Origin of the sequence: Pseudomonas atagonensis (assembly GCF_011369485.1) — a bacterium.
Taxonomy (GTDB): Bacteria; Pseudomonadota; Gammaproteobacteria; order Pseudomonadales; family Pseudomonadaceae; genus Aquipseudomonas; species Aquipseudomonas atagonensis.
In genome coordinates, this window is record NZ_VXCA01000040.1 from 46,576 (window position 1) to 70,916 (window position 24,341).

Here is a 24,341-nt window from a genome sequence, read left to right on the forward strand (position 1 = left end):
GGCCGAAGCGTGCCGATACAACCTGGGCTCTACCAACATTACAAAGGTCCGCAGTACCGCGTATTCAGTGTTGCGCGGCATTCCGAGACCGAAGAAGAAGTGGTCTTTTACCAAGCCCTGTATGGCGATTACGGCTTTTGGGTACGTCCTCTGAGCATGTTTCTCGAGTCGGTCGAGGTTGACGGCGAGCAAGTGCCACGCTTTGCTTTGGTGCAAGCCGAACCGAGCCTTTTTTCCAAGGCATGAGGCGAGTGCGCAGTAAACCCTGTGCTTGACCTCACCTTGTATCAACTATATATAGCGGTGCCGCGTCAGGCGCCAACCGCCTTTCACTTCTAGAATTCAGGAATTTTCTGATCCATGGGCAAATCGCTGGTCATTGTGGAATCCCCGGCTAAGGCCAAGACCATCAACAAGTATCTGGGCAACCAATACGTGGTGAAGTCGAGTATCGGCCATATCCGAGACCTGCCCACCAGCGGTTCGGCTAGCGCCAGCAAAGAGCCAGCCGCCAAGCGCGGCAAGGCTGCTGCGGGCGAAGGTCCGGTGCTCTCGCCGAAAGAGAAAGCGCGTAAGCAGCTAGTATCGCGTATGGGCGTCGATCCCGATCATGGCTGGAAAGCCAAGTACGAGATCCTTCCGGGCAAAGAGAAGGTCATCGAAGAGCTGCGCCGGCTCGCCAAGGATGCTGACACCATCTATCTCGCAACCGACTTGGATCGCGAGGGGGAAGCCATTGCCTGGCACCTGCGCGAAGCCATCGGTGGTGACGACAGCCGCTACAAGCGTGTGGTATTCAACGAAATCACCAAGAAGGCGATTCAGGAAGCCTTCTCGGAACCCGGCGAACTGGACATTGATCGCGTGAATGCCCAGCAGGCGCGTCGTTTCCTCGACCGCGTTGTCGGTTACATGGTTTCGCCACTGTTGTGGGCCAAAATTGCTCGTGGTCTGTCTGCCGGTCGCGTGCAATCGGTTGCCGTGAAGCTGGTGGTTGAGCGTGAGCGTGAAATCCGCGCGTTCAACCCGGAAGAATACTGGGAAGTGCACGCCGACCTGGGCACCACCAAGGGCTCGACCGTGCGTTTCGAAGTGGCGCGCGAGAAAGGTGAAGCCTTCAAGCCGCTGAACGAAGCTCAGGCGACGGCCGCGCTGGAGAAGCTCAAATCCTCCAGCTACAGCATCGTCAAGCGTGAAGACAAACCGACCAGCAGCAAGCCGTCGGCTCCGTTCATTACCTCCACGCTGCAGCAGGCCGCGAGTAACCGCCTGGGCTTCGGCGTGAAGAAAACCATGATGATGGCCCAGCGTCTGTACGAAGCCGGCTACATCACTTATATGCGTACCGACTCGACCAACCTCTCGGCCGATGCCGTGACGATGGCGCGTGCTTACATCGAAGATGAATTCGGCAAGAAGTACCTGCCGGAAACGCCGAATGTCTACAGCAGCAAGGAAGGCGCACAAGAGGCTCACGAAGCGATTCGTCCATCTGACGCCAACACCACGCCCAGCAAGCTCGCTGGCATGGAGCGTGACGCTGAGCGCCTCTACGAGTTGATCTGGCGCCAGTTCCTCGCTTGCCAGATGCTGCCGGCGCAATACCTGTCGACCACTGTCAGCGTTGCAGCGGGGGACTTCGAGTTGCGCGCCAAGGGCCGTATTCTCAAGTTCGACGGTTACACCCGCGTTCTGCCGCAAATCGCCAAGCCTGGCGATGACGACGTTCTGCCGGACATGGCGCAGGGCGATGTGATGAAGCTGATAAAGCTTGATCCATCCCAGCACTTCACCAAGCCGCCGGCGCGTTATTCCGAAGCCAGTCTGGTGAAAGAGATGGAAAAGCGTGGCATCGGTCGTCCTTCGACGTACGCCGCGATCATCTCGACCATTCAGGATCGCGGTTACGTGACCCTGCACAACCGTCGCTTCTACTCGGAAAAAATGGGCGACATCGTTACCGAGCGTCTGTCGGAGAGCTTCTCGAACCTCATGGACTACGGCTTCACCGCCGGCATGGAAGAGAACCTCGATGATGTGGCCCAAGGCGAGCGCGACTGGAAAAACGTGCTGGACGAGTTCTACGGCGACTTCAAGAAAAAACTCGAAGTGGCGGAGAATCCGGAAAACGGCATGCGTGCCAACCAGCCGGTCATGACCGATATTCCGTGCACCACTTGCGGCCGTCCGATGCAGATCCGTACTGCGTCGACCGGCGTTTTCCTCGGTTGCTCGGGCTACAGCCTGCCGCCGAAAGAGCGCTGCAAGGCCACCGTTAATCTGGTGCCGGGCGATGAAATCGCAGCGGACGACGAAGGCGAGTCGGAATCTCTGGTACTGCGTGGCAAGCATCGCTGCCCGATCTGCAGCACAGCGATGGACGCTTACCTGCTCGACGAGAAGCGCAAGCTGCACATCTGCGGTAACAACCCGGATTGCGCCGGCTACGAAATCGAAGAGGGCAGCTATCGCATCAAGGGCTACGAAGGTCCGAGCCTGGAATGCGACAAGTGCGGCAGCGAGATGCAACTCAAGACTGGCCGTTTCGGCAAGTTCTTCGGTTGCACCAACCCGACGTGCAAAAACACCCGCAAACTGTTGAAGAGCGGTGATGCGGCGCCGCCGAAGATGGATCCGGTGAAGATGCCTGAGCTGAAATGCGAAAAGGTCAACGACACCTACATCCTGCGCGACGGCGCCTCCGGCCTGTTCCTGGCGGCCAGTCAGTTCCCGAAAAACCGCGAGACACGTGCTCCGCTGGTGATCGAGATTCTGCCGCACAAGGACGAGATCGATCCGAAGTATCACTTCCTGTGCGATGCGCCGCAGAAGGATCCTGATGGTTTGCCAGCAGTGATCCGCTACAGCCGCAAAACCAAGGAGCAGTACGTGCAGACCGAAGTCGACGGCAAGCCTACTGGCTGGAAGGCGTACTACGATGGTGGCAAATGGACCGTTGAAGACAAGCGCAGTGCGAAGGCCAAGGCCGAGTAAGCGTTAGTCCTTCAATGAAAAGGCCGCATGAGAACCTTCGGGTTTTCATGCGGCCTTTTTGTTTTGTGCTTGCGGTGGGATCGGCTGATCCATGACACTGTCGGGTCTGTGTGACGCAATTATTTCGCTGTGGAGACTGCCGGCATGGCGCACGAACTCTATACCCGCACCAATCAGAAAATCTATTTCGCCGGCCTGTCGCTGGAAGCTCTTGCTCGCGCCGAAGAGGGGCGGGCGATGAATTCGTTGGCGTTGATTCAGGCCGGGCGTGAATCGGCGTTGTTCCATCTGTACGGCGCATTGCTTGGTCTGTGCCATGAGATTGCCGGTTTCTATCGTCTGCCACAGGCCAACGCGCCTCGAACCGAGTTGTTGTTGACTCGTGAAGTGCTGGAGTCGATCACTATTCCCGAGCTGGCGGAAATGGTCGAGCTGGCATCAAATCCGGAAACCTGGCTGGCACAACTGCTGGCGGCGCACTCGGCTTTGTTTCAGCCACCACGAGTACCACACAAGCCCAAGGGTGATGTGACACAGCCATTGATTCAGGCGATTAATCTGGATGAAGAAGAGGCACCGCAAGAGTTGAGTCGTGAAGAGCTGGAGAGCTGGCGGCAGAACCTGAAAGGTCTGGCGATTCGTTTTCGCGAAGGGCTGAATGAATGCTGATGGCGATTGACACGGTGGCAATCTGAAACATGCTGCTGGTCAAGATCCCGAGCGAAGCCTGAATGATGTCTATATAATCCCTGCCTTTCGTGGAGAACAGACCTATATGCCAACGTCCTTTCTAGAAATTGTCGAGTTACCAGACGGTCGAATCGAACTGCGCAGGGCTGAGGACGAAGGTTCTCTGGTGACGCTGGATTTCTCCGAGGATGCCAAGACTTTCCTGCAGGGCCAGCACGTAGAAATCGCCAAGGCGATGTTGAGCGTCGGCGTGCAAATGGCCGGTCGAATGATTGAAGGCGAGTTTGACAAGGATGAAGGGCCGCGGGTTCTGCACTGATTCCCGCCTGCTTTTGATTTCGTCACGACCGCATCAGATCGGCTTCTCTGTCCCTGGAGAAGCCCTGCGCTTCACACAGCGCGTGTATCAATGAATCAACCCAATCGAATATTCAAACTCTGAGCGTCGCCCGTGCGTGCAGCGCTGATCAGTTGCTGCCGCGAGCTTGTGTTCAGCGGGTTCAGCCAGGTGACAACCGTGTGGCTGCGGCCCAGGCGCAATGCTTCGCACGCCAGTTGCTGAGCACTCTGAGTACCTCGCGGTTGCAGCAGTAGAATGCGTTCGCGGTTCAGGCCAGCATCGCGCAGCCACGATTGGGTAAGGCTGGCAGGTGGCGCAATCAGCGTCAGCCAGCGCGCATCCAGATCGTCGCTCAGTTCGCGCAGGATCGGAGCCAGCAGGTTCAGGCAGTTCCCGGTCGCACCACGCAGTGACAGCTCACTGAATACTTCGGGTTCGGCATTCCAGGGGCGTTCGACCACGTCTTTCAGGATCGGCGCCATCGGTTGCGCCAGAAACGCTTCGAATAAAGGCAGTTGTGTTTGCTGAGGTGTGTGTGGGAACTGCATAAAGCCTCCTTTAGCGGCGGATTACGCCGACACTCAAGCCTTCGATCACCAGTTCCTGATCTTTCAGGTCGACTTCGATTGGGGCGAACTCAGGGTTTTCAGCAATCAGCCAGACTTTGCTGCCTTCACGCTTGAAGCGTTTGACGGTGACTTCATCACCGATGCGGGCGACGACAACCTGGCCATTTCGGGCTTCGCGGGTGGTGTGTACGGCCAGCAGGTCGCCGTCGAAAATGCCGATGTCCTTCATGCTCATGCCATGCACGCGTAGCAGATAGTCAGCACGGGGATGAAAGAAGGCTGGATTGATGTTGCAGGATTCTTCGATGTGCTGCTGGGCGAGGATCGGCGCGCCGGCAGCGACCCGGCCAATGATTGGCAGGGTAGAGTCGTCGGCCTTGGCTTCGAAGCCCGGGATGCGAATACCGCGAGAAGCGCCCGGGGTCATCTCGATGGCGCCTTTGCGGGCCAGTGCCTTGAGGTGTTCTTCTGCCGCGTTGGGCGATTTGAAACCCAGTTCCTGAGCGATTTCCGCGCGGGTTGGCGGGTAGCCGTTGTCTTCGAGGCAGCGTTTGATAAAGGCCAGAATCTCGGCTTGGCGTGGCGTCAGCTTTAGCATAATGATCGCTCTGTCTTTTTATACAGTGACTGGGATTATATACAGTGAAGCGGTCTTGGCAATGCCCGTTTTTTGGCACGCCGCCGGACGGTCGGCAGAGGTGTTTATTAATGCATCGGTCTTGTGTGGTTAAATACCTGACCGACCATTCCCAAAACGAACCGGCAGGCTTGACAAGGCACAGGCTGAAACGTATGTTTCAAACAAGTGTTTGTCAGGCGGAGTAGCCATGGCCCAGTCGGAAACCGTTGAACGCATTCTTGATGCTGCCGAGCAGTTGTTCGCGGAGAAAGGTTTCGCGGAAACCTCATTGCGTTTGATCACCAGCAAGGCCGGGGTAAACCTGGCAGCGGTGAACTATCACTTCGGCTCCAAGAAAGCGTTGATTCAGGCGGTGTTCTCGCGCTTTCTGGGGCCGTTCTGCATCAGTCTCGATAAAGAGCTGGAGCGGCGTCAGGCCAAGCCGGAAAACAAGCCGACGCTCGAAGAATTGCTGGAAATCCTCGTCGAACAGGCCCTCGTAGTTCAACCACGCAGCGGCAATGACCTGTCGATCTTCATGCGCCTGCTCGGTCTCGCATTCAGCCAGAGTCAAGGCCACCTGCGCCGTTATCTGGAGGATATGTACGGCAAGGTATTCCGTCGCTACATGTTGCTGGTCAACGAAGCCGCACCGCGTATTCCGCCGATCGAGCTGTTCTGGCGCGTGCATTTCATGCTCGGCGCTGCGGCGTTCAGCATGTCCGGCATCAAGGCTCTGCGCGCAATCGCCGAGACCGATTTCGGCGTCAACACCTCCATTGAACAGGTGATGCGCCTGATGGTGCCGTTCCTCGCCGCCGGCATGCGCGCCGAGACCGGTGTCACCGACACGGCAATGGCCGCAGCGCAACTGCGCCCGCGCAGCAAAACGACACCGGTAGCTGCCAAGGTTTAACCGCACACGGGTGGGCGCCGCAGCTTGTATCCGCTAAGCTAGCCGCCCATGCCGACTCTCGTTCTGAACCCGATTCCACAAGATATCGCCGACCTGCCGGGCAATGCCCTCGGCGGCGATGTCCTGCGGATCGGGTTTTTCGTTTTCAAGGAATCTCTATGACTGCTGGCCTGCAAGGCTCGTTGATGGTGGACGTCGCCGGTACTTGGCTGACGGCTGAAGATCGCCAATTGTTGCGTCAGCCCGAAGTGGGTGGCCTGATCATTTTTGCCCGCAACATCGAGCACCCGCGTCAGGTGCGTGAGCTGAGCGCGGCAATTCGCGCGGTTCGTCCGGATCTGCTGCTGGCGGTGGATCAAGAGGGCGGTCGCGTCCAGCGCCTGCGTCAGGGCTTTGTGCGTCTGCCGGCGATGCGCGCCATTGCCGATAACCCGAATGCCGAATACCTCGCCGAGCAATGCGGCTGGATCATGGCCACCGAAGTGCTGGCCGTCGGGCTCGACCTGAGCTTCGCGCCGGTGCTGGACCTCGATTACCAGCGCAGCGCTGTCGTCGGCACCCGCTCCTTCGAAGGCGATCCGGAGCGCGCAGCGGTGCTCGCCGGGGCGTTCATCCGCGGGATGAACAGCGCTGGCATGGCCGCCACCGGCAAACACTTTCCCGGCCACGGCTGGGCGGAAGCCGATTCTCATGTAGCGATCCCGAACGACGAGCGCAGTCTCGACGAGATCCGCGCCAACGACCTCGTGCCCTTCGCCAGACTCAGCAAGCAACTGGCCGCGATCATGCCGGCACACGTTATCTATCCGCAGGTGGATTCGCAGCCCGCCGGTTTCTCTCGGCGCTGGTTGCAGGACATCCTGCGCGGTGAGTTGCAGTTCGATGGCGTGATCTTCAGCGATGACCTGTCGATGGCTGGCGCTCATGTAGTTGGTGACGCCGCCAGCCGCATCGAAGCAGCGCTGACGGCCGGTTGCGACATGGGCCTGGTGTGCAATGACCGCGCCGCCGCCGAGCTGGCGTTGAGCGCAGCACAGCGCATGAAGGTCAAACCGTCTTCACGCATCGCGCGAATGCGCGGTCAGGCATTTGCCAGCACCGACTACCGCCAGGATCCGCGCTGGCTCACCGCCATCGGCGCGCTCAAAGACGCTCAATTGATTGATTAAGGATTTTTCGCTATGACGGTTTACGCAATCATCGGTGGCACCGGCCTGACTCAACTTGAAGGCTTGAGCATTCGCCAGTCGCTGGTAGTGGACACGCCTTACGGCGCGCCATCGGCTGAGGTGCAGATTGGCGAATACGCCGGCAAGGAAGTACTGTTTCTCGCCCGTCACGGCCACCCGCATCGCTTCCCGCCGCACAAGGTCAACTACCGCGCCAACCTGTGGGCGCTGAAGCAGGCAGGCGCCGAAGCAATCATTGCGGTCAACGCTGTGGGTGGGATTCACCCGGCCATGGGCACCGGGCATTTCTGCGTGCCGCATCAGATCGTCGACTACACCAGCGGTCGCGAGCACACCTATTTCGCCGATGATCTGGAACACGTCACGCACATCGACTTCAGCTTTCCCTACAGCGAACCGCTGCGTCAGCAATTGATTGCTGCTGTGGCCGCCGAAGGCTGCGAGTACAGCGATCAGGGCGTTTATGCCTGTACCCAGGGTCCGCGTCTGGAAACGGTTGCGGAGATTGTGCGTCTGGAGCGTGATGGCTGTGACATCGTAGGCATGACCGGCATGCCGGAAGCCGCACTGGCCCGTGAACTGGATCTGGATTACGCCTGTCTGGCGCTGGTGGTGAACCCGGCGGCGGGCAAGACCACTGAAGTGATCACCATGGCCGAGATCGAGCAGGCGCTGCATGACGGCATGGGCAAGGTGAAGTCGACATTGGCGCGGGTGCTGAAAGGCTGAGTCAGGCTTTAAACCGAGTCGACTCCATCGCCGGCAAGCCAGCTCCCACAGGTTTTGTGTTGTTCACAAAATAGTGTTCAACCCTGAATCACTGTGGGAGCTAGCTTGCCAGCGATGGCTATTTATCTGAAAAAGCAGATCTCAACGCTTGTCGAGCTTATCCGGCAACGGCGCAAACAACGCTTCAATGTCGTCGTTCTGCAGCTTCCAGTCCCCAGCCTTGCGCCCATCCAGCACGCCTGCCGCCAGATCGGACTTTTCCTTCTGCAGATGCTGAATTTTCTCTTCCACCGTGCCTCGGGCAATCATCTTGTAGACGAACACCGGTTTCTCCTGGCCGATCCGGTACGCCCGATCAGTTGCCTGATTCTCCGTCGCCGGGTTCCACCACGGGTCGTAGTGGATCACCGTATCTGCTTCAGTCAGGTTCAAACCGACTCCGCCGGCCTTCAGGCTGATCAGAAAGATCTGACGTTTGCCGCTCTGGAATTCCTTCACTGGCGTGCGTCGATCACGGGTCTGGCCGGTCAATAGTGCATAGGCCACGTTGCGTTTTTTCAGCTCGTTTTCAATCAGTGACAGCATTGAGGTGAACTGCGAAAACAGCAAAATTCGCCGACCTTCCTCGAACAATTCTTCGAGCATTTCCATCAGGCTGTCGAGCTTGCCTGAAGTGCTGCCGCGAGCGGGCAGGGCGGCGTCGTTGACCAGGCGCAGATCGCAGCAGACCTGGCGCAGCTTGAGCAACGCTTCGAGAATGATGATCTGGCTGCGCGCCACGCCTTTGCGGGTGATTTCATCGCGTACCTTTTTGTCCATCGCCAGACGCATGGTTTCGTACACGTCACGTTGCGCCTCGTTCAGATCGACCCAGTGGATGATCTCGGTTTTCGGCGGCAGTTCGGTGGCGACCTGTTCCTTGGTGCGGCGCAGCAGAAACGGCTTTATCCGACCGTTGAGGTGCTGAAGTCTGACCTCGCTGCCGCGCTTTTCAATCGGCACCCGGTAATCGGCATTAAAGTCTTTCACGTCGCCGAGCCAGCCCGGCAACAAGAAGTGAAACAGCGACCACAACTCGCCCAAGTGATTTTCCAGCGGCGTACCGCTCAGGCACAGGCGCTGACGGGCATTCAGTTCACGGGCTGCCTGAGCGGCTTTGCTGTTCGGATTCTTGATGTACTGCGCTTCATCCAGCACCAACACATGCAGCGGCTGCTTGGCCAGGCGTTCAACGTCCTTGGGCAGCAGGGCATAGGTGGTGAGGATCAGGTCGAAGTCGCCGAGGTTATCGAAATGTTTTTTGCGAGTGGCACCGTACAACGCGACCACTTTGAGTTGCGGGGTGAAGTGCGCCGCTTCGTCGAGCCAGTTAGGGATCAGGCTGGTGGGCATCACCACCATGCACGGACGATCCAGTCGCCCTGCGTTCTTTTCGCTGAGAATATGCGCCAGGGTCTGTAAGGTTTTGCCCAGGCCCATGTCATCCGCGAGAATCCCGCCGACTTCCAGTTGCCGCAGCGATTGCATCCAGCTCAAGCCTTCGAGCTGGTAGGGGCGCAGCGTGGCATTCAAGCCTTCTGGCGCTTCGGTGCTGAAATCACGAATATCGCGCAGGCGTTGAGCGAATGTGCGGATCTGTTCGCCGCCCTCCCACAGCAGGGGAATGCCTTCCAGCGAGTTCAGGCGGGTGGCGTCGGCCTTGCTCAAGCGCAAAGTGGTTTCGCCTGGCTCCTGCAAATAGAACTCGCCCAGCGTCGTCAGTACCGGCTTCAACCGACCCAGCGGCAGCGCGACTTGCAGCGGCCCGTGCTCGCTGTTGCGCTGGGGAATATTGACCAGAATCAGCTCGTCATCGCGTCGGCGCGCAAGGCGTTCCGGGTTGAGGATTTCCGCGTGCGAACGCATCAGATTGAGCAGGATCGGCAGCAGACTCAAGCGCTCGCCATTGACGATGATGCCCAGTTCCAGATCAAACCAGTCACGCTCCGGCGCTTGCTCGACGGTGGCGTACCAGTCATCGACGGCGGTCAGATCGAAGCCGAACTCCTCGTCGATCTGCAATTCCCAGCCTTGCGTTCGCAGCTTCGGCAGATCGTTGAGGGTGAAGGTCAGCCAGGCGCTGTCGTTGACCATCTCGTACAGTTCGCCAGCACTTTCCGGCAGGGCCTTGCTCTGACGGGTGGCGATGCGAAAACCGAGGATTCGTAACTGTTCACGGTAGGACTGTTCGACTTCCGGATGGCGTTTTATCCGCAGCGTCTGGGATTCCTGGCGAATCAGGATGTCACTGTTTTTCTGCCCGCTGACGTACTCGTCCAGATAGCTGAAGGACAAGGCCGCGCGGTGTTGGATGTAGCGTTGCATCTTGCCGTTGCGCGGTTCAAATGCGCTGAACTCGACACTGGCCAGCCACAGGCGTGGCACCGGCTGCACATTGTCGACGAGTACTTGCGGTGGCGCTTTCGGGCCGCGATTTTCCAGCACGGCCTGTAGCTTTTCCAGCAGCTCGGCGTCTTTGGCGGCGGCGGGGTATTCGAGGGTTTCCTGTACTTGCAACAACACCGCTGCGCAGTGTTTGCAGTTGGTGCGAACCGGGCAGGTGCACGCAGCGTCGACCAGCAGCAACGTGCCTTTGGCTGACTCGCGCAGGTGAATGGTCTGACGGTAAACGTTGCCGCCAGAGCCTTCGCAACTGGCGGTGATGGTCGCATCGCCGACCTGGGCGATGCGTACCCGGTTTTCCAGGGCGTAGCGGCGGCCACGCTCCAGGCTCTGTTCCTTGAATCGGCTGACCCAAGAGGGTGCCAACGGTTTGCTGAGGGGCGGGGACATAAGGACTTCGATCAGTCCGGAATGGCTTCAGGCGCTTCCCGTGGCGCTGGCGCCGTCAGAGAAGTGATCTTGATCAGCAGGGCCAGATGGCCGTTGTCGAGGTAGTTGAGTTGACCGTTTTTGGTGTGGCTGTCCTGTTTCAGGCGCTCGCTGGCGGTGACCATGCCGTTGGCGTCGATCTGGTTGACCCAGAAATCGGCGTTCACGTCAGTGAAGCGCCCGAGTTTCATTTCCACGGTGCCCTCGATCGGGAACTGGCCGAACTGTTCCTTGCCATCGCTGACGGCAACCTTGGTCGGCGCCTCGCCAAGGGTCTGTTGCCAGGCCTTGTGCAGCAACACGCTGTACTCGCCGCTGGCGGTGAGTTTGGTGGCAACGTCGTTCAGGGCCGGGGTGCGCTGACTGTCATCGGCCAGGCGCTGGGCGCCGGCGGCCCAGTCTTCCGGCGCAGCGCGGCTGACAATGGCCGGCACCGCGTTCTGGCGTACCAGAATCATTTCGACCTGATACAGGTCATCGGCAAACGCCATCGGTGCTACGAAAGTGAGTAGCAAAGTCAGTGAACGAAACAGGCGCATGCGGCGTCCTTCAAGCAGTTTTCGGGATGAGGCGCTCGAACAGCGCCTCCACAGTATTAAAGCGCTCTTCCGGGCGCTCCATCGGCACCTGGAACTTGAACATCGTGGCGCCTTCGAATTTGTAGCGTTTTGGCTGGCTCTGAATCAGTTTGATCAGGGTCATCGGATCGACCGGCGTCTGCGCGGCGAACTCGATACGGCCACCTTGCGGGCCGCCATCAACCTTTTTGATGCCCAACTGTTCAGCCTGCAACTTCAAGGCCGTGATGCGCACCAGATTCTTGGTCGGCTCGGGGAGCAGGCCGAAGCGGTCGATCATCTCCACTTGCAGATCCTTCAACCCTTCCTCGTCGGTGGCCGAAGCGATGCGCTTGTACAGGATCAGGCGCGCGTGGACGTCCGGCAGATAATCTTCCGGAATCAGCGCCGGCACCCGCAGGTTGACCTCCGGGCCGCCGCCGAGGGGTTGATCGAGGTTTGGCTGTTCGCCCTTGCGGATCGATTTCACCGCGCGCTCGAGCATTTCCATGTACAGCGTGAAACCCACGGCTTGAATCTGCCCGCTCTGACCGTCACCCAGCAGTTCGCCCGCGCCACGGATTTCCAGGTCGTTGGTGGCCAATACGAAGCCCGCGCCCAGATCCTGAGTATTGGCAATCGCTTCCAGACGTTTTTCCGCGTCCGACGTGATTTGCTGGCGCGGCGGAGTCAGCAGGTAGGCGTAAGCCTGGTGGTGACTGCGACCGACACGGCCACGCAACTGGTGCAACTGCGCCAGACCGAACTTGTCGGCGCGCTCGATGATGATGGTGTTGGCGCTCGGCACGTCGATGCCGGTCTCGATGATGGTCGAGGCAATCAGCACGTTGAAGCGCTTGTGGTAGAAGTCGCTCATCACCTGTTCAAGTTCGCGCTCGCGCATCTGCCCGTGGCCGATGCCGATTCGCGCTTCCGGCACCAGTTCGGCGAGGTCGGCGGCGCATTTCTCGATGGTCTTCACGTCGTTGTGCAGGTAATAAACCTGACCGCCACGCAGCAATTCACGCAGCAACGCCTCTTTAACTGTGCTCTTGTTCTGCTCCATGACGAAGGTGCGCACCGACAAGCGACGTGCCGGTGGCGTGGCGATGATCGACAGATCGCGCATGCCCGAAACCGCCATGTTCAGCGTGCGCGGAATCGGCGTGGCGGTCAGCGTAAGAATGTCGACTTCGCTGCGCAGGGCCTTGAGCTGTTCCTTCTGACGGACACCGAAACGGTGCTCTTCGTCGATGATCACTAGCCCGAGGTTTTTGATCTTCACGTCGTCAGACAGCAGCTTGTGCGTGCCAATGACGATGTCGATCTTGCCTTCCGCCAGATCGGCGATTGCCGCATTCACTTCCTTGGCCGACTTGAAGCGGCTCATCACTTCCACGGTCACCGGCCAGTCGGCGAAGCGGTCGCGGAAGCTGTTGTAATGCTGCTGGGCGAGCAGGGTGGTTGGCACCAGAATCGCCACCTGACGGCCACCGTGCACGGCAATGAACGCCGCGCGCATGGCCACTTCGGTCTTGCCGAAACCGACGTCGCCGCAGACCAGGCGATCCATCGGTTTCGGCGCGAGCATGTCTTCGCGCACGGCTTCGATGGTTGATTGTTGATCCGGAGTTTCTTCGAACGGGAAGCCGGCGCTGAAGGTCGCGTAATCGGCTTTCGGGTCGGCGAACGCGTAGCCTTCGCGCGCCGCACGACGGGCATAGATGTCGAGGAGTTCGGCGGCGACATCGCGTACTTGTTCAGCGGCTTTGCGCTTGGCTTTCTGCCAGGTCTCGGAGCCGAGACGGTGCAACGGGGCCAGCGCATCGTCGCTGCCGGTGTAGCGCGCGATCAAATGCAGGTTGGCGACGGGCACGTAGAGCTTGGCGTTCTCGGCGTATTCGAGGGTGAGGAATTCGGCAGCCTGATTGTCGATTTCCAGAATCGTCAGACCAAGGTAGCGACCGACACCGTGGTCGATGTGCACTACCGGCGCGCCTTCGCGCAGCTCGGTAAGGTTCTTGATCACCGCATCGTTGTTGGCGTCGGCGCGTTTTTCGCGACGGCGACGCTGCATCACGCGCTGACCGAACAGCGGGCTCTCGGCGACCAGCGCCAACGCCGGGTCGTCGAGCATCAGGCCTTCGTCGAGCGGGGCGATGGTGATCGCCAGGCGATCCTTGCTCGCGACGAAGTCCGGCCAACTGTCGACGGTTTTCGGTCGCAGCTTCAGGCGTTCGAGCAGTTCCAGCAGCACTTCGCGACGGCCCGCGGATTCGGCGGTGAACAGCACGCGGCCGGGGAACTCGTCGAGGAATGTCGATAGCGCGGCCAGCGGCTGGGTAGCCTTGGCTTCGATCGCCAGATTCGGCAGCGCCTGTGCCGGGAAGCGTTCGCGACCGACGCCGGTTTCCACGTCCTGCTGGCTGGCAACCACGCGCGGCCAGCTCTTGAGGCGGGCGAAACAGTCTTCGACCGGCAAGAACAGTTCGGCGGGCGGCAATAAAGGACGCGATGGATCGACGCGGCGCTCTTCATAACGATTGCGCACATCGTTCCAGAAGTTTTCCGCCGCTTGCTCGATGCCCGGCAGCGAGAACACTTGCGTGTCCTGGGGCAGGTAATCGAACAGGGTCGAGGTTTCGTCGAAGAACAATGGCAGGTAGTACTCGATACCGGCCGGCGTGATGCCGCTGCTCAGATCCTGAAAGATCGGGCACCGACGGAAGTCGACGTCGAAACGCTCGCGGAAACGCGCCTTGAAGCGGGTGACCGCATCTTTCTGCAGCGGGAACTCACGGGCCGGCAGCAGCTTGACCGATTCGACCTTGTCGATGGAACGCTGGTTTTCCGGGTCGAAGGTGCGCAATGTTTCGATTTCGTCATCGAACAGGTCGATGCGATACGGCAATTTGCTGCCCATCGGGAACAGGTCGATCAGCGCGCCACGCACGGTGAATTCGCCGTGTTCGTACACCGTGTCGACGTAGCGATAACCGCTGGCTTCGAGCCGCGTGCGCATCTGTTCGACGTCGAGCTTCTGCCCGACATCTAGCACCAGGCTGCTGCCGAGGAGGAATTTGGTCGGCGCCAGGCGATGCAGGGCTGTGGTGATCGGCACGACCAGCACGCCATGTTCCAGCTCCGGCAGTCTATAAAGGCTGGCGATGCGCTGGGAAATGATGTCCTGGTGCGGCGAAAACAGGTCGTAGGGCAGGGTTTCCCAGTCCGGGAAATGCAGCACCGGCAAATCCGGGGCGAAGAAACTCAGCTCCTGCTCCAGCCGTTCGGCACTCTGGCTGTCGGCGGTCAGTAGCAATGTGAAGCGCTTGGCAGCGCTGGCAGCCTCGGCAATGGCCAGGCTCAGGGCAGCACCGGGCAGATTGCCCCAATGCTGTTTACCTGCCGCGGCAGGGAGAAGCGGTAGACGCAGAACAGGCACGGAAGGTTGAGCTCCAGGCGTTGCGACAAAGTCGGTAATTGTAGCGGCGTCCGGTGCCGCCTGTCAGTTGCAGACTGCGTCTATCTGCGCTGTTTCGGTGAAATGTAGTGGTAACCATAAAAACGGGCGCTTTTTTAACGATTATGTAGTGCCGAAATGTAAGAGTGTTACGGAGGGTTACAGACATCGTCTAACAGTCGTCGAAAAACTGACTGCGCTGGAAGCCGCGATTTTACTGGGCTGGCGGAGGGCGTTATTTTTTTGAACGGAATTTTGTTACCGTTTGCGCGACAAGCGCGCATTGCTACGAGATGTTCTCGGCGGCATAATGTAGCCCCTTTTTTCTGCCCCTACATGTGGAAGGTTCCCGTGACTCAGAAGCCCGACCAGTGTCTTGGTGAATGGATCGACCGTGAAGCACTCGCAGAAGCGATGATTCCGCTTATCGGTCAGCTCTACCGCAATAACAACGTGGTGAGTTCGATCTATGGCCGCAGCCTGATCAACCAGTCTGTCATCGCGATTCTCAAAGCTCATCGCTTTGCTCGCCATCGTTCTTCCGACGATAGCGAACTCTCCGTCCACGAAACATTCCCACTGCTCAAAGCCATGAGCGAGCTCAAGCTCGGCGCGGCGTCGGTGGATCTGGGCAAGTTGGCGTTCAAATTCCGCAACGAAGGCAACGGCCGCACCGCCGAGCAGTTCGTTCGTGAAGAAATGGCTGACGTGGTTGGCCAGCAGAACGCTTCGGCCCGCAAAGGCACTGACGTTGTGCTGTACGGCTTCGGTCGTATCGGCCGTCTGCTGGCGCGCATCCTGATCGAAAAAACAGGTGGCGGCGACGGCCTGCGTCTGCGTGCCATCGTCGTGCGTAAAGGCGCCGAAAACGACCTGACCAAACGCGCCAGCCTGCTGCGTCGCGATTCGGTACACGGTTCGTTCAACGGTACCATCACCATCGACGAAGAAAACAACACCATCACCGCCAACGGCAACCTGATCCAGGTTATCTACGCGAAGAACCCTACCGAAGTGGATTACACCCAGTACGGCATCAAAGATGCGCTGCTGGTGGACAACACCGGTGTATGGCGTGATGCCGATGGCCTGGGCCAGCACTTGCAGTGCCCGGGTATCGACCGCGTTGTTCTGACCGCGCCTGGCAAGGGCAAGCTGAAGAACATCGTTCACGGTATCAACCACAACGAAATCACCGCTGACGACAAGATCGTGTCCGCTGCTTCCTGCACCACCAACGCCATCGTGCCGGTGCTGAAAGCGGTGAATGACAAGTTCGGCATCATCAACGGTCACGTCGAAACCGTTCACTCGTACACCAACGACCAGAACCTGATCGACAACTTCCACAAGGGTGATCGCCGTGGCCGTAGCGCTGCGCTGAACATGGTGATCACCGAGACCGGTGCTGCCACCGCTGCTGCCAAGGCCCTGCCTGAGCTGGCCGGCAAGCTGACCGGTAACGCGATCCGTGTTCCGACGCCGAACGTGTCGATGGCCATTCTCAACCTCAACCTTGAGAAAGCCGCTACCCGTGAAGAGATGAACGAGTACCTGCGCTACATGGCGCTGCACTCCGATCTGCACAAGCAAATCGACTTCGTCAATTCGCAGGAAGTGGTTTCGACTGACTTCGTTGGCTCGCGTCACGCCGGTGTGGTCGACGCTGAAGCGACCATCGTTCAGGACAACCGCGTTGTACTGTACGTCTGGTACGACAACGAGTTCGGTTACAGCTGCCAGGTGATCCGCGTAATGGAAGACATGGCTGATGTGAATCCGCCAGCGTTCCCGCGCTAAGCGTTAGCAGCACATGAAAACGCCCCGACTTTGGTCGGGGCGTTTTTGTTTGTGTGGCTGGTAAGTCTTTGTTGCCTTTACTGGCCTCTTCGGGAGCAAGCCCCTCCCACAGTTCCCAGAGTGTTCACAGATTTTCTGTTCGACACAAAACCCTGTGGGAGGGGGGCTTGCTCCCGAAGACGCCCTAGCGGGCGCCGCCGGGCACTGCTGCTTGCGCCGTGCGCAGCTCATGTTTATTGCCACGGAACAGCACCAGCGTCGCGATCAAGCCCAGCACCGCCGCGCCACTGAGCCAGATCCCCGGCGCAGCTTTGTTGTCCAGCACATGAATCAGATACGTACATGCCGCCGGCGTAAAGCCGCCGAAGGTCGCCGTCGCCAGGCTGTAGGCCAGCGAGAAGCCGGTCGTACGCACCTCCACTGGCATGATTTCGGTCAGCGCCACCACCATCGCGCCGTTGTACGAGCCGTACAGGAACGATAGCCACAGTTCGACGATCAGCAGATGGCTGAAGCTCGGATTCGCCACCAGCCACGACAGTGCCGGATACGCCGTCAGAATCGCGAGAATCGTCGCCGCCAGCAGTAGGGGTTTGCGACCGATCTTGTCGGATACCGAGCCCATCACCGGCAGCCAGAAGAAGTTCGACAGGCCAATACACACCGTCACCAGCAACGCATCGAAGTCCGAAAGGTGCAGTTCCGCCTTGCCGAAGGTCGGGGTGTACGCGGTGATCAGATAGAAGGACACCGTGGTCATCACCACTAGCGCCATGCCGGCGATGACGATGCCAAAGTTCTGACCGATCGAGCGGACAATTTCCCGCAGGGTAGGGCGATGCTTGCGTGCCTGGAATTCCGGGGTTTCTTCCAGCGAGCGGCGGATGACGAAAATCACTGGAACGATCATGCAGCCGATCAGGAATGGCACGCGCCAGCCCCAATCACCCATCTGTTCCGGGCTCAGCCAATGGTTGAGGCCAACGCCGAGCAGGCCGGCGAAGACCACCGCAGCTTGCTGGCTCGCAGACTGCCAGCTGACGAAGAAGCCTTTGCGCCCGGGTGTGGCGATTTCTGCCAGATACACCGACACGCCGCCCAGTTCGACCCCGGCCGAGAATCCTTGCAGCAATCGGCCGAACAGCACGATCAGTGGTGCGGCGACGCCGAGCGTGGCATATCCCGGAACGCAGGCGATCAGCACGGTGCCGGCAGCCATCAGGGCCAACGTGATAATCAGGCCCTGACGACGACCATGCCGGTCAATGTAGGCACCGAGAAAAATAGCCCCCAGCGGGCGCATCAGGAACCCGGCGCCAAAGGTCGCCAGTGAGAGCATCAGGGAAGCGAAGGCGCTGTCGGTCGGGAAGAAAGTCTTGGCGATGGCCGTGGCGTAAAAGCCGTAGACCATGAAGTCGAACATTTCGAGGAAGTTGCCGCTGACAACGCGAAAGATCGCTTTGCCTTTGCCCGTGGTGGTGGACATGTTCTGTTACTCATTATTGGATTTTATTAACGCGTAGCATCCGTTGGGAGCAAGCGGGCTCTTTAATCCATAATGGCCGCCGTGGTTTTGCAGGGAGATGAATAATTGTTCACTGGACGCTGGTTTGGACTTGTGATGTTGGCTGGCGTATTGGCCGGCTGCGGCAGTGGCGATTCCATGGAAAGCTTTGGCGGGCCGACGATGGGCAGCACGTATTCGATAAAGTACGTGCGTCACGCAGGCCTTGCCGACGCCGCGCAAGTTCGCAGCGAAGTGGAAGGGATCCTCGGTGAAATCGATCGGCAGATGTCCACCTATCGCAGTGATTCGGACATCGAGCGCTTCAACGACTTGCCGGCCGATAGCTGTCAGAAAATGCCCGCATCTGTGTTCGAGTTGGTCCGTGTTGGCGAAGAGCTGTCAGTACAAAGCGAAGGCTCCTACGACCTGACCGTCGAACCGCTGATGAATCTCTGGGGCTTCGGCCCGCAAGGTCGTGAGGAAAAAATCCCTGATCCTGCTGCACTGGCCGAGGTGATGCGGCGTGTCGGTCATCAGCATCTGCGCATCGAAGGCGATCAGTTGTGCAAGGACGCCGCCGTCGAAGTCGACTTCAACAGCATTGCCGCCGGGTATGCAGTCGATACGATTGCCGCGCGGCTTGAAGCATTGGGTATCCATGATTACCTGGCCGAGGTCACGGGTGAGCTGAAAGCCAAGGGCAAGAAGCTCGATGGCTCAGCCTGGCGCATTGCGCTGGAAGAGCCTCGCGATGACCGGCAAGTCGCCGAGCGCGTCATTAAAGTCGACGGCTACGGCGTGTCGACGTCCGGCGACTACCGCAACTATTTCCTGCAGGGCGGCCGGCGCTATTCCCACACCTTCGATGCGCGTAGTGGCGCACCTGTCCTACATGACCTGGCGTCAGTCACGGTGATTAATCCTTCAGCGTTGATGGCAGATGGACTATCGACGCTGTTGCTTATTCTCGGGCCAGAAAAGGCTTGGGACTATGTCGAGAAACACAACATTGCTGCATTCTTTGTGATTCGTGCCGATACAGGTTTCGTCATTCGCACCAGTCATGCGTTCGAACGGCTCAGTGGCGCAAAAATTGACTGAGAACAGTACGAAAGCTGGCGTTGTAGTGCAGGCAAAAGTAGCCTACGACGCGACCAAGGGTTAATGTGCGCGGCGTTGACGCTTCTATAGACTGTGTCCGGGTTCATTACTGGCCCCCAATTGTTCCTTCGCGCCGCCGTTCGGCGTGATTTAGCCGCCGGTGCTGCTGGCACCGCGGCCTGTTCTGAGGAGTACGCATGGCTGTCTACAACTACGACGTGGTGGTGCTGGGTTCCGGCCCGGCGGGAGAAGGCGCGGCAATGAACGCCGCCAAAGCAGGGCGCAAGGTCGCGATGGTCGACAGCCGTCGCCAGGTCGGCGGCAACTGCACCCACCTCGGCACCATCCCGTCCAAGGCACTGCGTCACTCGGTGCGGCAGATCATGCAGTTCAACACCAACCCGATGTTCCGGGCGATCGGCGAGCCACGCTGGTTCTCCTTCCCGGACGTGTTGAAAAGCGCCGAGAAAGTCATTTCCAAACAAGTCGCCTCGCGCACCGGCTACTACGCCCGTAACCGCGTCGATGTGTTCTTCGGCACCGGCAGCTTCGCCGACGAGCAAACCATCGAAGTGGTCTGCGCCAATGGCGTGGTCGAAAAACTGGTGGCCAAGCACATCATCATCGCCACCGGCTCGCGCCCGTATCGTCCGGCGGACATCGATTTCCACCACCCGCGTATCTACGATAGCGACACCATCCTCAGCCTCAATCACACCCCGCGCAAACTGATCGTTTACGGCGCCGGCGTGATCGGTTGCGAATACGCTTCGATCTTCAGTGGTCTGGGCGTGCTGGTTGAACTGGTCGATAACCGCGGTCAGTTGCTGAGCTTCCTCGACTCGGAAATTTCCCAGGCGTTGAGCTACCACTTCAGCAACAACAACATCACCGTGCGCCACAACGAAGACTACGATCGTGTGGAAGGCGTCGACAACGGCGTGATCCTGCACCTCAAGTCCGGCAAGAAGATCAAGGCTGACGCCTTGCTCTGGTGCAACGGCCGTACTGGCAACACCGATCAACTGGGTCTGGAAAACATCGGCGTCAAGGTCAACAGCCGTGGCCAGATCGAAGTGGACGAGGCGTATCGCACCTGCGTGCCGAACATCTACGGCGCTGGCGACGTGATTGGCTGGCCGAGCCTGGCCAGTGCCGCCCACGACCAGGGTCGCTCGGCGGCTGGCAGCATTGTTGATAACGGTAGCTGGCGCTTTGTGAATGACGTGCCGACCGGCATTTACACCATTCCGGAGATCAGCTCGATCGGCAAGAACGAGCAGGAACTGACCCAGGCCAAAGTGCCGTACGAAGTGGGCAAGGCGTTCTTCAAGAGCATGGCGCGTGCGCAGATCGCCGGCGAGCCGCAAGGCATGCTGAAGATTCTGTTCCACCGTGAAACCCTGGAAGTGCTGGGCGTTCACTGCTTCGGTTATCAGGCGTCGGAGATCGTCCACATCGGTCAGGCGATCATGAACCAGCCGGGCGAACTGAACACCCTGAAGTACTTCGTCAACACGACGTTCAACTACCCGACCATGGCTGAAGCCTATCGGGTAGCGGCGTACGACGGCCTCAACCGGCTTTTTTGACGGGCTCCGGCCGGTGGCCTGAGCCGGCCGGGGAGACCGATTTCAGCAATTCTCGAGAGTGGCAGTGGCCAAACCGGGAAAGTCTGTAATCAGGCTGTCAACGCCGAAGTCGGCGAGTCTGCGCATCAGCGCAGGCTCGTTGACGGTCCACACCGAGACATGCAGCCCCTGACGCTGCGCCTTCTGCAGGCGTTCCGGCGTACACAGCGTCCAGTTCAGCGCAAGAATTTCACAGCCATAGCTTGCCGCGACCTTCAACGGGTCGAGCCAGGCGTACTCGGCGACAAGTCCGCGAGACACATCCGGCACCAGATCCAGCGCCGCTTTCAAGACTTCCCGTGAGCTCGAGGTGATCGTCACCTTGTCGAGCAGGCCATGGCGCTGCGCCATTTCACGAATTGCCAGCACGGTGGTGGCGGCGCGAGTGCGTGAGGCGCTTTTTACTTCCAGCTGCCAATGCTCGAAATCACACTTTTCGAACAACTCTTCCAGCGTGGGGATCGGGCATGGCTTGATCCAGCCCGGGCCGCCCTTGCGCGCGTCATAGGTCACCAGTTCGGCGGCGGTGTGCTCGACGACTTTGCCACGGCGTTCGGTGGTGCGCTTGAGGGTCGGGTCGTGAATGACCATCAGCTCGCCGTCCCTGGACAGGTGCAGGTCCAGTTCACAGCGGCGTACGCCGTGCTTGAGACATTCCTGAAAACTGGTCAGGGTGTTTTCCGGTGCTTCGCCCTTGGCGCCGCGGTGGCCGTAGATGAGGGTCACGGTGCTTCCTTATTTAAATGCCAGATTCATTCTGTTCGCGGGCCAGACGTCGTTCCTGGGCCTGCTTTTGCAAGATGTAGCGGGCGAGCAATTGCCGTTGGGCATCGGTCAGGTGTTCGAACTCGGTGCCGATGTCGTAGCCGTCGCCCTTGCGGTCGCAATGAGTGACCCGGGCACGCAGCAACAGGCCGAGGGCTTGGGGCATCAGCACCAGTTTGACTGACAGGTGTGCGCCGGCGGCAATCGGCGTCGGGTATTGAAAGTCGATCCCGCCCTCGGAAATGATCACCGGTTGCGGCTCGCCGATATGGCCGAGCACGGTCAGGGCGACCACCTGACTGAGCAGGTCGATGCGCTTGTTCTGGGATTTCAGGAACGCAGCGATGGCCCGATCGCGTTCGCTGATCTGGCGCAACAGGTGCTGCGACTCGAATTCGCTCAGGTGCAGTTCACTGAGCAGGTTGAAGAGTGGGGAAGCATCCTGCAACACTTCCTGGCCTGCGGCTTCGGGAGCAGACAGGGGCCGAATTTCCAGTGCGATCGTGTCCTCGATACGGTAGTATTCGCGGCGATCTTCTTCATCTAATGTCGACATGGCGAACCCATGGTAGCGGCGGTGGTCTGAGTGTAAAGCTGGTTATCGACCCCCGCCACAAGGACGTTCCTTTTCCCTCCGAACAAGCCCCGACATGTTCAGACCTCTCTTCGTATTTATCGGCACGCGTTATACCCGTGCAAAGCGTCGCAATCATTTTGTGTCATTCATTTCCCTGACTTCGATGATCGGGCTCGCCCTTGGCGTGGTCGTGATGATCGTGGTGTTGTCAGTGATGAACGGCTTCGATCATGAGATGCGCACCCGCGTGCTGGGCATGGTGCCCCACGCAACCATTGAATCGGGCGATCCGATCAACGATTGGCAAAGCCTGGCCAACAAGGTCAAACAGAACCCGCAGGTGACAGCCGTCGCGCCGTTCACCCAGATGCAGGGGCTGCTGACCAATAACGGTCAGGTGTCCAAGGTGTTGCTCAACGCCATCGACCCGGCGTTGGAGCGCAACGTCTCGATCATCGACAACTTCATGAAACAGGGCAAACTCGACGATTTGACGCCAGGCAGCTTCGGCATCGTCATCGGCGACAAGGCCGCGACCAAGCTCGGCGTGGGCATCGGCGACAAAGTCACCTTCGTCGCGCCGGAGGTCAGCGTGACCCCGGCCGGGATGTTCCCGCGCATGAAGCGCTTCACCGTGGTCGGCATTTTCCATGTCGGCGCCGGTGAACTCGACGGGTATCTGGGCGTCACCAACCTGCAGGACCTGGCGAAAATGCATCGCTGGAAGCCTGATCAGGTGCAGGGTATCCGCCTGAAGTTTGACGACCTGTTCCAGGCGCCCCGTGTGGCGTGGAACATCGCCCAGCAGCTCGGCGAAGACCATTACTACGCCCGCGACTGGACCCGTACCCACGGCAACCTGTATCAGGCGATCCGCATGGAAAAAGCCATGATCGGCCTGTTGTTGCTGCTTATTGTTGCGGTGGCGGCGTTCAACATCATTTCCACGCTGGTGATGGTGGTGAATGACAAGAAGGGCGACATCGCCATTCTGCGCACATTGGGCGCGACGCCGGGCACGATCATGCGTACGTTCATGGTGCAGGGCACCGTGATCGGCGTGGTCGGCACCGCCATTGGTGCGGTGGTCGGGATTTTCGCGGCGCTCAACGTCAGCGCGGCGATTGCGGCCCTCGAAGGCATCATCGGCCACAAATTCCTGAATGCCGACGTGTATTTCATTGATTACCTGCCGTCGCAGGTGCAGAGCCAGGACGTTGTCATGGTCTGCGCCGCTGCGTTGGTCCTGAGTTTCCTCGCCACCCTGTATCCAGCCTGGCGTGCCGCGCGCACCCAGCCGGCGGAGGCGCTACGTTATGAGTGAGTCGGGCATGAGTGAACAAGCAATCTTGAGCTGCCGTAACCTGGGCAAATCCTACGAGGAGGGCCCGGAGTCGGTGCAAGTGCTGGCCGGTCTGCAACTGGAGTTGCACCCGGGCGAGCGGGTGGCGATTGTCGGCAAGTCCGGTTCGGGCAAAAGTACCTTGCTCAACCTGCTGGGTGGCCTCGATACGCCGACCCAGGGCAGTGTCTGGCTCGATGGCGAAGAACTCTCGGCGTTGAGCGAGAAGAAACGTGGCCTGCTACGTAACCGTGCCCTTGGGTTCGTGTACCAGTTCCACCACTTGCTGCCGGAATTCACCGCACTGGAAAACGTCTGCATGCCGCTGCTGATCGGCAAGACCGCCATCCCCGAGGCGCGTCAGCGTGCCACGGCGCTGCTGGAGCGGGTCGGCCTCGGTCATCGTCTGGAGCACAAACCTTCGGAGCTGTCCGGTGGTGAGCGCCAGCGTGTGGCGATTGCCCGTGCGCTGGTGAACAATCCGGGGCTGGTGATGCTCGACGAGCCGACCGGCAACCTTGATCTGCACACCGCCGAAGGCATTCAGGATCTGATGCTTGAGCTGAGCACTTCGATGCGCACGGCGTTTCTGGTGGTGACTCACGACATGAACCTGGCTCGTCAGATGGACCGCGTCCTGCAGTTGCAGGAAGGTTGCCTGACGCCCATCTGACGGCTTGAAA

20 protein-coding genes are annotated in these 24,341 nt (G+C 59.4%); 12 read left to right on the top strand and 8 right to left on the bottom strand.

The features are described 5' to 3' along the window. The first annotated feature begins 9 nt into the window (after window positions 1-9). The 4 genes from F2P67_RS25040 to F2P67_RS25055 all read left to right on the top strand — a co-directional run bounded on the left by F2P67_RS25040 (window position 10) and on the right by F2P67_RS25055 (window position 4,003). Window positions 10-246: a DUF1653 domain-containing protein gene (locus F2P67_RS25040; protein WP_007910467.1), complete on the top strand. Its 237-nt coding sequence runs from the start codon at window positions 10-12 to the stop codon at window positions 244-246. Window positions 247-360: 114 nt separating this feature from the next. Then, window positions 361-2,994: a type I DNA topoisomerase gene (gene topA / locus F2P67_RS25045; protein ID WP_166225141.1), complete on the top strand. Its 2,634-nt coding sequence runs from the start codon at window positions 361-363 to the stop codon at window positions 2,992-2,994. Between the two features lie 144 nt (window positions 2,995-3,138). Further along, entirely contained in the window at window positions 3,139-3,663 is a 525-nt protein-coding gene (locus tag F2P67_RS25050; RefSeq protein ID WP_166225144.1) for a DUF6586 family protein, read from the top strand. A 106-nt stretch (window positions 3,664-3,769) separates the two neighbouring features. Beyond that, entirely contained in the window at window positions 3,770-4,003 is a 234-nt protein-coding gene (locus tag F2P67_RS25055; protein ID WP_064392830.1) for a hypothetical protein, read from the top strand. A gap of 95 nt (window positions 4,004-4,098) precedes the next feature. Here F2P67_RS25055 and sulA read toward each other — a convergent pair whose 3' ends face one another. Continuing rightward, entirely contained in the window at window positions 4,099-4,572 is a 474-nt protein-coding gene (gene sulA, locus F2P67_RS25060) for an SOS-induced cell division inhibitor SulA (RefSeq protein WP_166225146.1), read from the bottom strand. 10 nt (window positions 4,573-4,582) lie between these two features. Continuing rightward, complete coding sequence (gene lexA / locus F2P67_RS25065; RefSeq protein ID WP_003226590.1) at window positions 4,583-5,191, bottom strand: transcriptional repressor LexA; 609 nt, start codon at window positions 5,189-5,191, stop codon at window positions 4,583-4,585. Between the two features lie 229 nt (window positions 5,192-5,420). Between lexA and F2P67_RS25070 the strand changes: the two genes are divergently transcribed. The 3 genes from F2P67_RS25070 (at window position 5,421) to F2P67_RS25080 (ending at window position 8,047) form a co-directional block, all read left to right on the top strand. Beyond that, window positions 5,421-6,128 (top strand): TetR/AcrR family transcriptional regulator, encoded by a 708-nt coding sequence (locus F2P67_RS25070; protein ID WP_166225149.1) that lies wholly within the window; start codon window positions 5,421-5,423, stop codon window positions 6,126-6,128. 158 nt (window positions 6,129-6,286) lie between these two features. Then, window positions 6,287-7,297 carry a beta-N-acetylhexosaminidase gene (nagZ, locus tag F2P67_RS25075; protein WP_166225152.1) on the top strand — a complete coding sequence of 337 codons (1,011 nt, stop codon included), beginning with the start codon at window positions 6,287-6,289 and terminating at the stop codon, window positions 7,295-7,297. A 12-nt stretch (window positions 7,298-7,309) separates the two neighbouring features. Further along, complete coding sequence (locus tag F2P67_RS25080) at window positions 7,310-8,047, top strand: S-methyl-5'-thioinosine phosphorylase (RefSeq protein ID WP_166225155.1); 738 nt, start codon at window positions 7,310-7,312, stop codon at window positions 8,045-8,047. 141 nt (window positions 8,048-8,188) lie between these two features. Here the strand turns inward: F2P67_RS25080 and F2P67_RS25085 are convergent, their stop codons facing one another. The 3 genes from F2P67_RS25085 to mfd are packed head-to-tail and all read right to left on the bottom strand — an operon-like array spanning window position 8,189 to window position 14,917. Beyond that, window positions 8,189-10,879, bottom strand: a complete 2,691-nt coding sequence (locus F2P67_RS25085; protein ID WP_166225158.1) for a DEAD/DEAH box helicase — start codon at window positions 10,877-10,879, stop codon at window positions 8,189-8,191. An 11-nt stretch (window positions 10,880-10,890) separates the two neighbouring features. Next, on the bottom strand, window positions 10,891-11,457 hold the full coding sequence (locus tag F2P67_RS25090) for a CsiV family protein (protein WP_166225161.1): 567 nt from the start codon (window positions 11,455-11,457) through the stop codon (window positions 10,891-10,893). A gap of 10 nt (window positions 11,458-11,467) precedes the next feature. Continuing rightward, window positions 11,468-14,917: a transcription-repair coupling factor gene (mfd, locus tag F2P67_RS25095; RefSeq protein WP_166225164.1), complete on the bottom strand. Its 3,450-nt coding sequence runs from the start codon at window positions 14,915-14,917 to the stop codon at window positions 11,468-11,470. A gap of 354 nt (window positions 14,918-15,271) precedes the next feature. Between mfd and F2P67_RS25100 the strand changes: the two genes are divergently transcribed. After that, window positions 15,272-16,735, top strand: a complete 1,464-nt coding sequence (locus F2P67_RS25100; RefSeq protein WP_166225167.1) for a glyceraldehyde-3-phosphate dehydrogenase — start codon at window positions 15,272-15,274, stop codon at window positions 16,733-16,735. Between the two features lie 184 nt (window positions 16,736-16,919). Here F2P67_RS25100 and tcuC read toward each other — a convergent pair whose 3' ends face one another. Then, window positions 16,920-18,221 (bottom strand): MFS transporter, encoded by a 1,302-nt coding sequence (gene tcuC, locus F2P67_RS25105; RefSeq protein ID WP_166225170.1) that lies wholly within the window; start codon window positions 18,219-18,221, stop codon window positions 16,920-16,922. Between the two features lie 135 nt (window positions 18,222-18,356). Here tcuC and F2P67_RS25110 point away from each other — a divergent pair, with 135 nt between their 5' ends. Both F2P67_RS25110 and sthA read left to right on the top strand, forming a co-directional pair. After that, on the top strand, window positions 18,357-19,343 hold the full coding sequence (locus F2P67_RS25110; protein ID WP_178120957.1) for an FAD:protein FMN transferase: 987 nt from the start codon (window positions 18,357-18,359) through the stop codon (window positions 19,341-19,343). A 197-nt stretch (window positions 19,344-19,540) separates the two neighbouring features. Then, entirely contained in the window at window positions 19,541-20,935 is a 1,395-nt protein-coding gene (gene sthA, locus F2P67_RS25115) for a Si-specific NAD(P)(+) transhydrogenase (protein WP_127929145.1), read from the top strand. A 42-nt stretch (window positions 20,936-20,977) separates the two neighbouring features. Here sthA and F2P67_RS25120 read toward each other — a convergent pair whose 3' ends face one another. Both F2P67_RS25120 and F2P67_RS25125 read right to left on the bottom strand, forming a co-directional pair. Then, a complete protein-coding gene (locus tag F2P67_RS25120) occupies window positions 20,978-21,700 on the bottom strand; it encodes a glycerophosphodiester phosphodiesterase family protein (RefSeq protein WP_166225176.1) in 723 nt (240 codons plus the stop codon). Between the two features lie 13 nt (window positions 21,701-21,713). Then, window positions 21,714-22,295 (bottom strand): PilZ domain-containing protein, encoded by a 582-nt coding sequence (locus F2P67_RS25125; RefSeq protein WP_166225179.1) that lies wholly within the window; start codon window positions 22,293-22,295, stop codon window positions 21,714-21,716. 94 nt (window positions 22,296-22,389) lie between these two features. Here F2P67_RS25125 and F2P67_RS25130 point away from each other — a divergent pair, with 94 nt between their 5' ends. Together F2P67_RS25130 and lolD are read left to right on the top strand one after the other, a co-directional pair. Further along, a complete protein-coding gene (locus tag F2P67_RS25130) occupies window positions 22,390-23,640 on the top strand; it encodes a lipoprotein-releasing ABC transporter permease subunit (RefSeq protein ID WP_166225182.1) in 1,251 nt (416 codons plus the stop codon). Then, window positions 23,633-24,331 (top strand): lipoprotein-releasing ABC transporter ATP-binding protein LolD, encoded by a 699-nt coding sequence (lolD, locus tag F2P67_RS25135; protein WP_093099885.1) that lies wholly within the window; start codon window positions 23,633-23,635, stop codon window positions 24,329-24,331. The genes F2P67_RS25130 and lolD overlap by 8 nt, the downstream gene beginning before the upstream one ends. Window positions 24,332-24,341 lie beyond the last annotated feature (10 nt).

Excerpts from the sequence above, each read along its gene's own strand:
- tcuC (WP_166225170.1), bottom strand. The coding sequence starts at position 18,221 with ATGTCCACCACCACGGGCAAAGGCAAAGCGATCTTTCGCGTTGTCAGC.
- F2P67_RS25070 (WP_166225149.1), top strand. The coding sequence starts at position 5,421 with ATGGCCCAGTCGGAAACCGTTGAACGCATTCTTGATGCTGCCGAGCAG.
- F2P67_RS25050 (WP_166225144.1), top strand. The coding sequence starts at position 3,139 with ATGGCGCACGAACTCTATACCCGCACCAATCAGAAAATCTATTTCGCC.
- F2P67_RS25080 (WP_166225155.1), top strand. The coding sequence starts at position 7,310 with ATGACGGTTTACGCAATCATCGGTGGCACCGGCCTGACTCAACTTGAA.
- lexA (WP_003226590.1), bottom strand. The coding sequence starts at position 5,191 with ATGCTAAAGCTGACGCCACGCCAAGCCGAGATTCTGGCCTTTATCAAA.
- sthA (WP_127929145.1), top strand. The coding sequence starts at position 19,541 with ATGGCTGTCTACAACTACGACGTGGTGGTGCTGGGTTCCGGCCCGGCG.
- F2P67_RS25110 (WP_178120957.1), top strand. The coding sequence starts at position 18,357 with ATGTTGGCTGGCGTATTGGCCGGCTGCGGCAGTGGCGATTCCATGGAA.
- nagZ (WP_166225152.1), top strand. The coding sequence starts at position 6,287 with ATGACTGCTGGCCTGCAAGGCTCGTTGATGGTGGACGTCGCCGGTACT.
- topA (WP_166225141.1), top strand. The coding sequence starts at position 361 with ATGGGCAAATCGCTGGTCATTGTGGAATCCCCGGCTAAGGCCAAGACC.
- F2P67_RS25100 (WP_166225167.1), top strand. The coding sequence starts at position 15,272 with ATGTGGAAGGTTCCCGTGACTCAGAAGCCCGACCAGTGTCTTGGTGAA.
- F2P67_RS25090 (WP_166225161.1), bottom strand. The coding sequence starts at position 11,457 with ATGCGCCTGTTTCGTTCACTGACTTTGCTACTCACTTTCGTAGCACCG.
- sulA (WP_166225146.1), bottom strand. The coding sequence starts at position 4,572 with ATGCAGTTCCCACACACACCTCAGCAAACACAACTGCCTTTATTCGAA.
- F2P67_RS25055 (WP_064392830.1), top strand. The coding sequence starts at position 3,770 with ATGCCAACGTCCTTTCTAGAAATTGTCGAGTTACCAGACGGTCGAATC.
- lolD (WP_093099885.1), top strand. The coding sequence starts at position 23,633 with ATGAGTGAGTCGGGCATGAGTGAACAAGCAATCTTGAGCTGCCGTAAC.
- F2P67_RS25130 (WP_166225182.1), top strand. The coding sequence starts at position 22,390 with ATGTTCAGACCTCTCTTCGTATTTATCGGCACGCGTTATACCCGTGCA.
- F2P67_RS25125 (WP_166225179.1), bottom strand. The coding sequence starts at position 22,295 with ATGTCGACATTAGATGAAGAAGATCGCCGCGAATACTACCGTATCGAG.
- F2P67_RS25085 (WP_166225158.1), bottom strand. The coding sequence starts at position 10,879 with ATGTCCCCGCCCCTCAGCAAACCGTTGGCACCCTCTTGGGTCAGCCGA.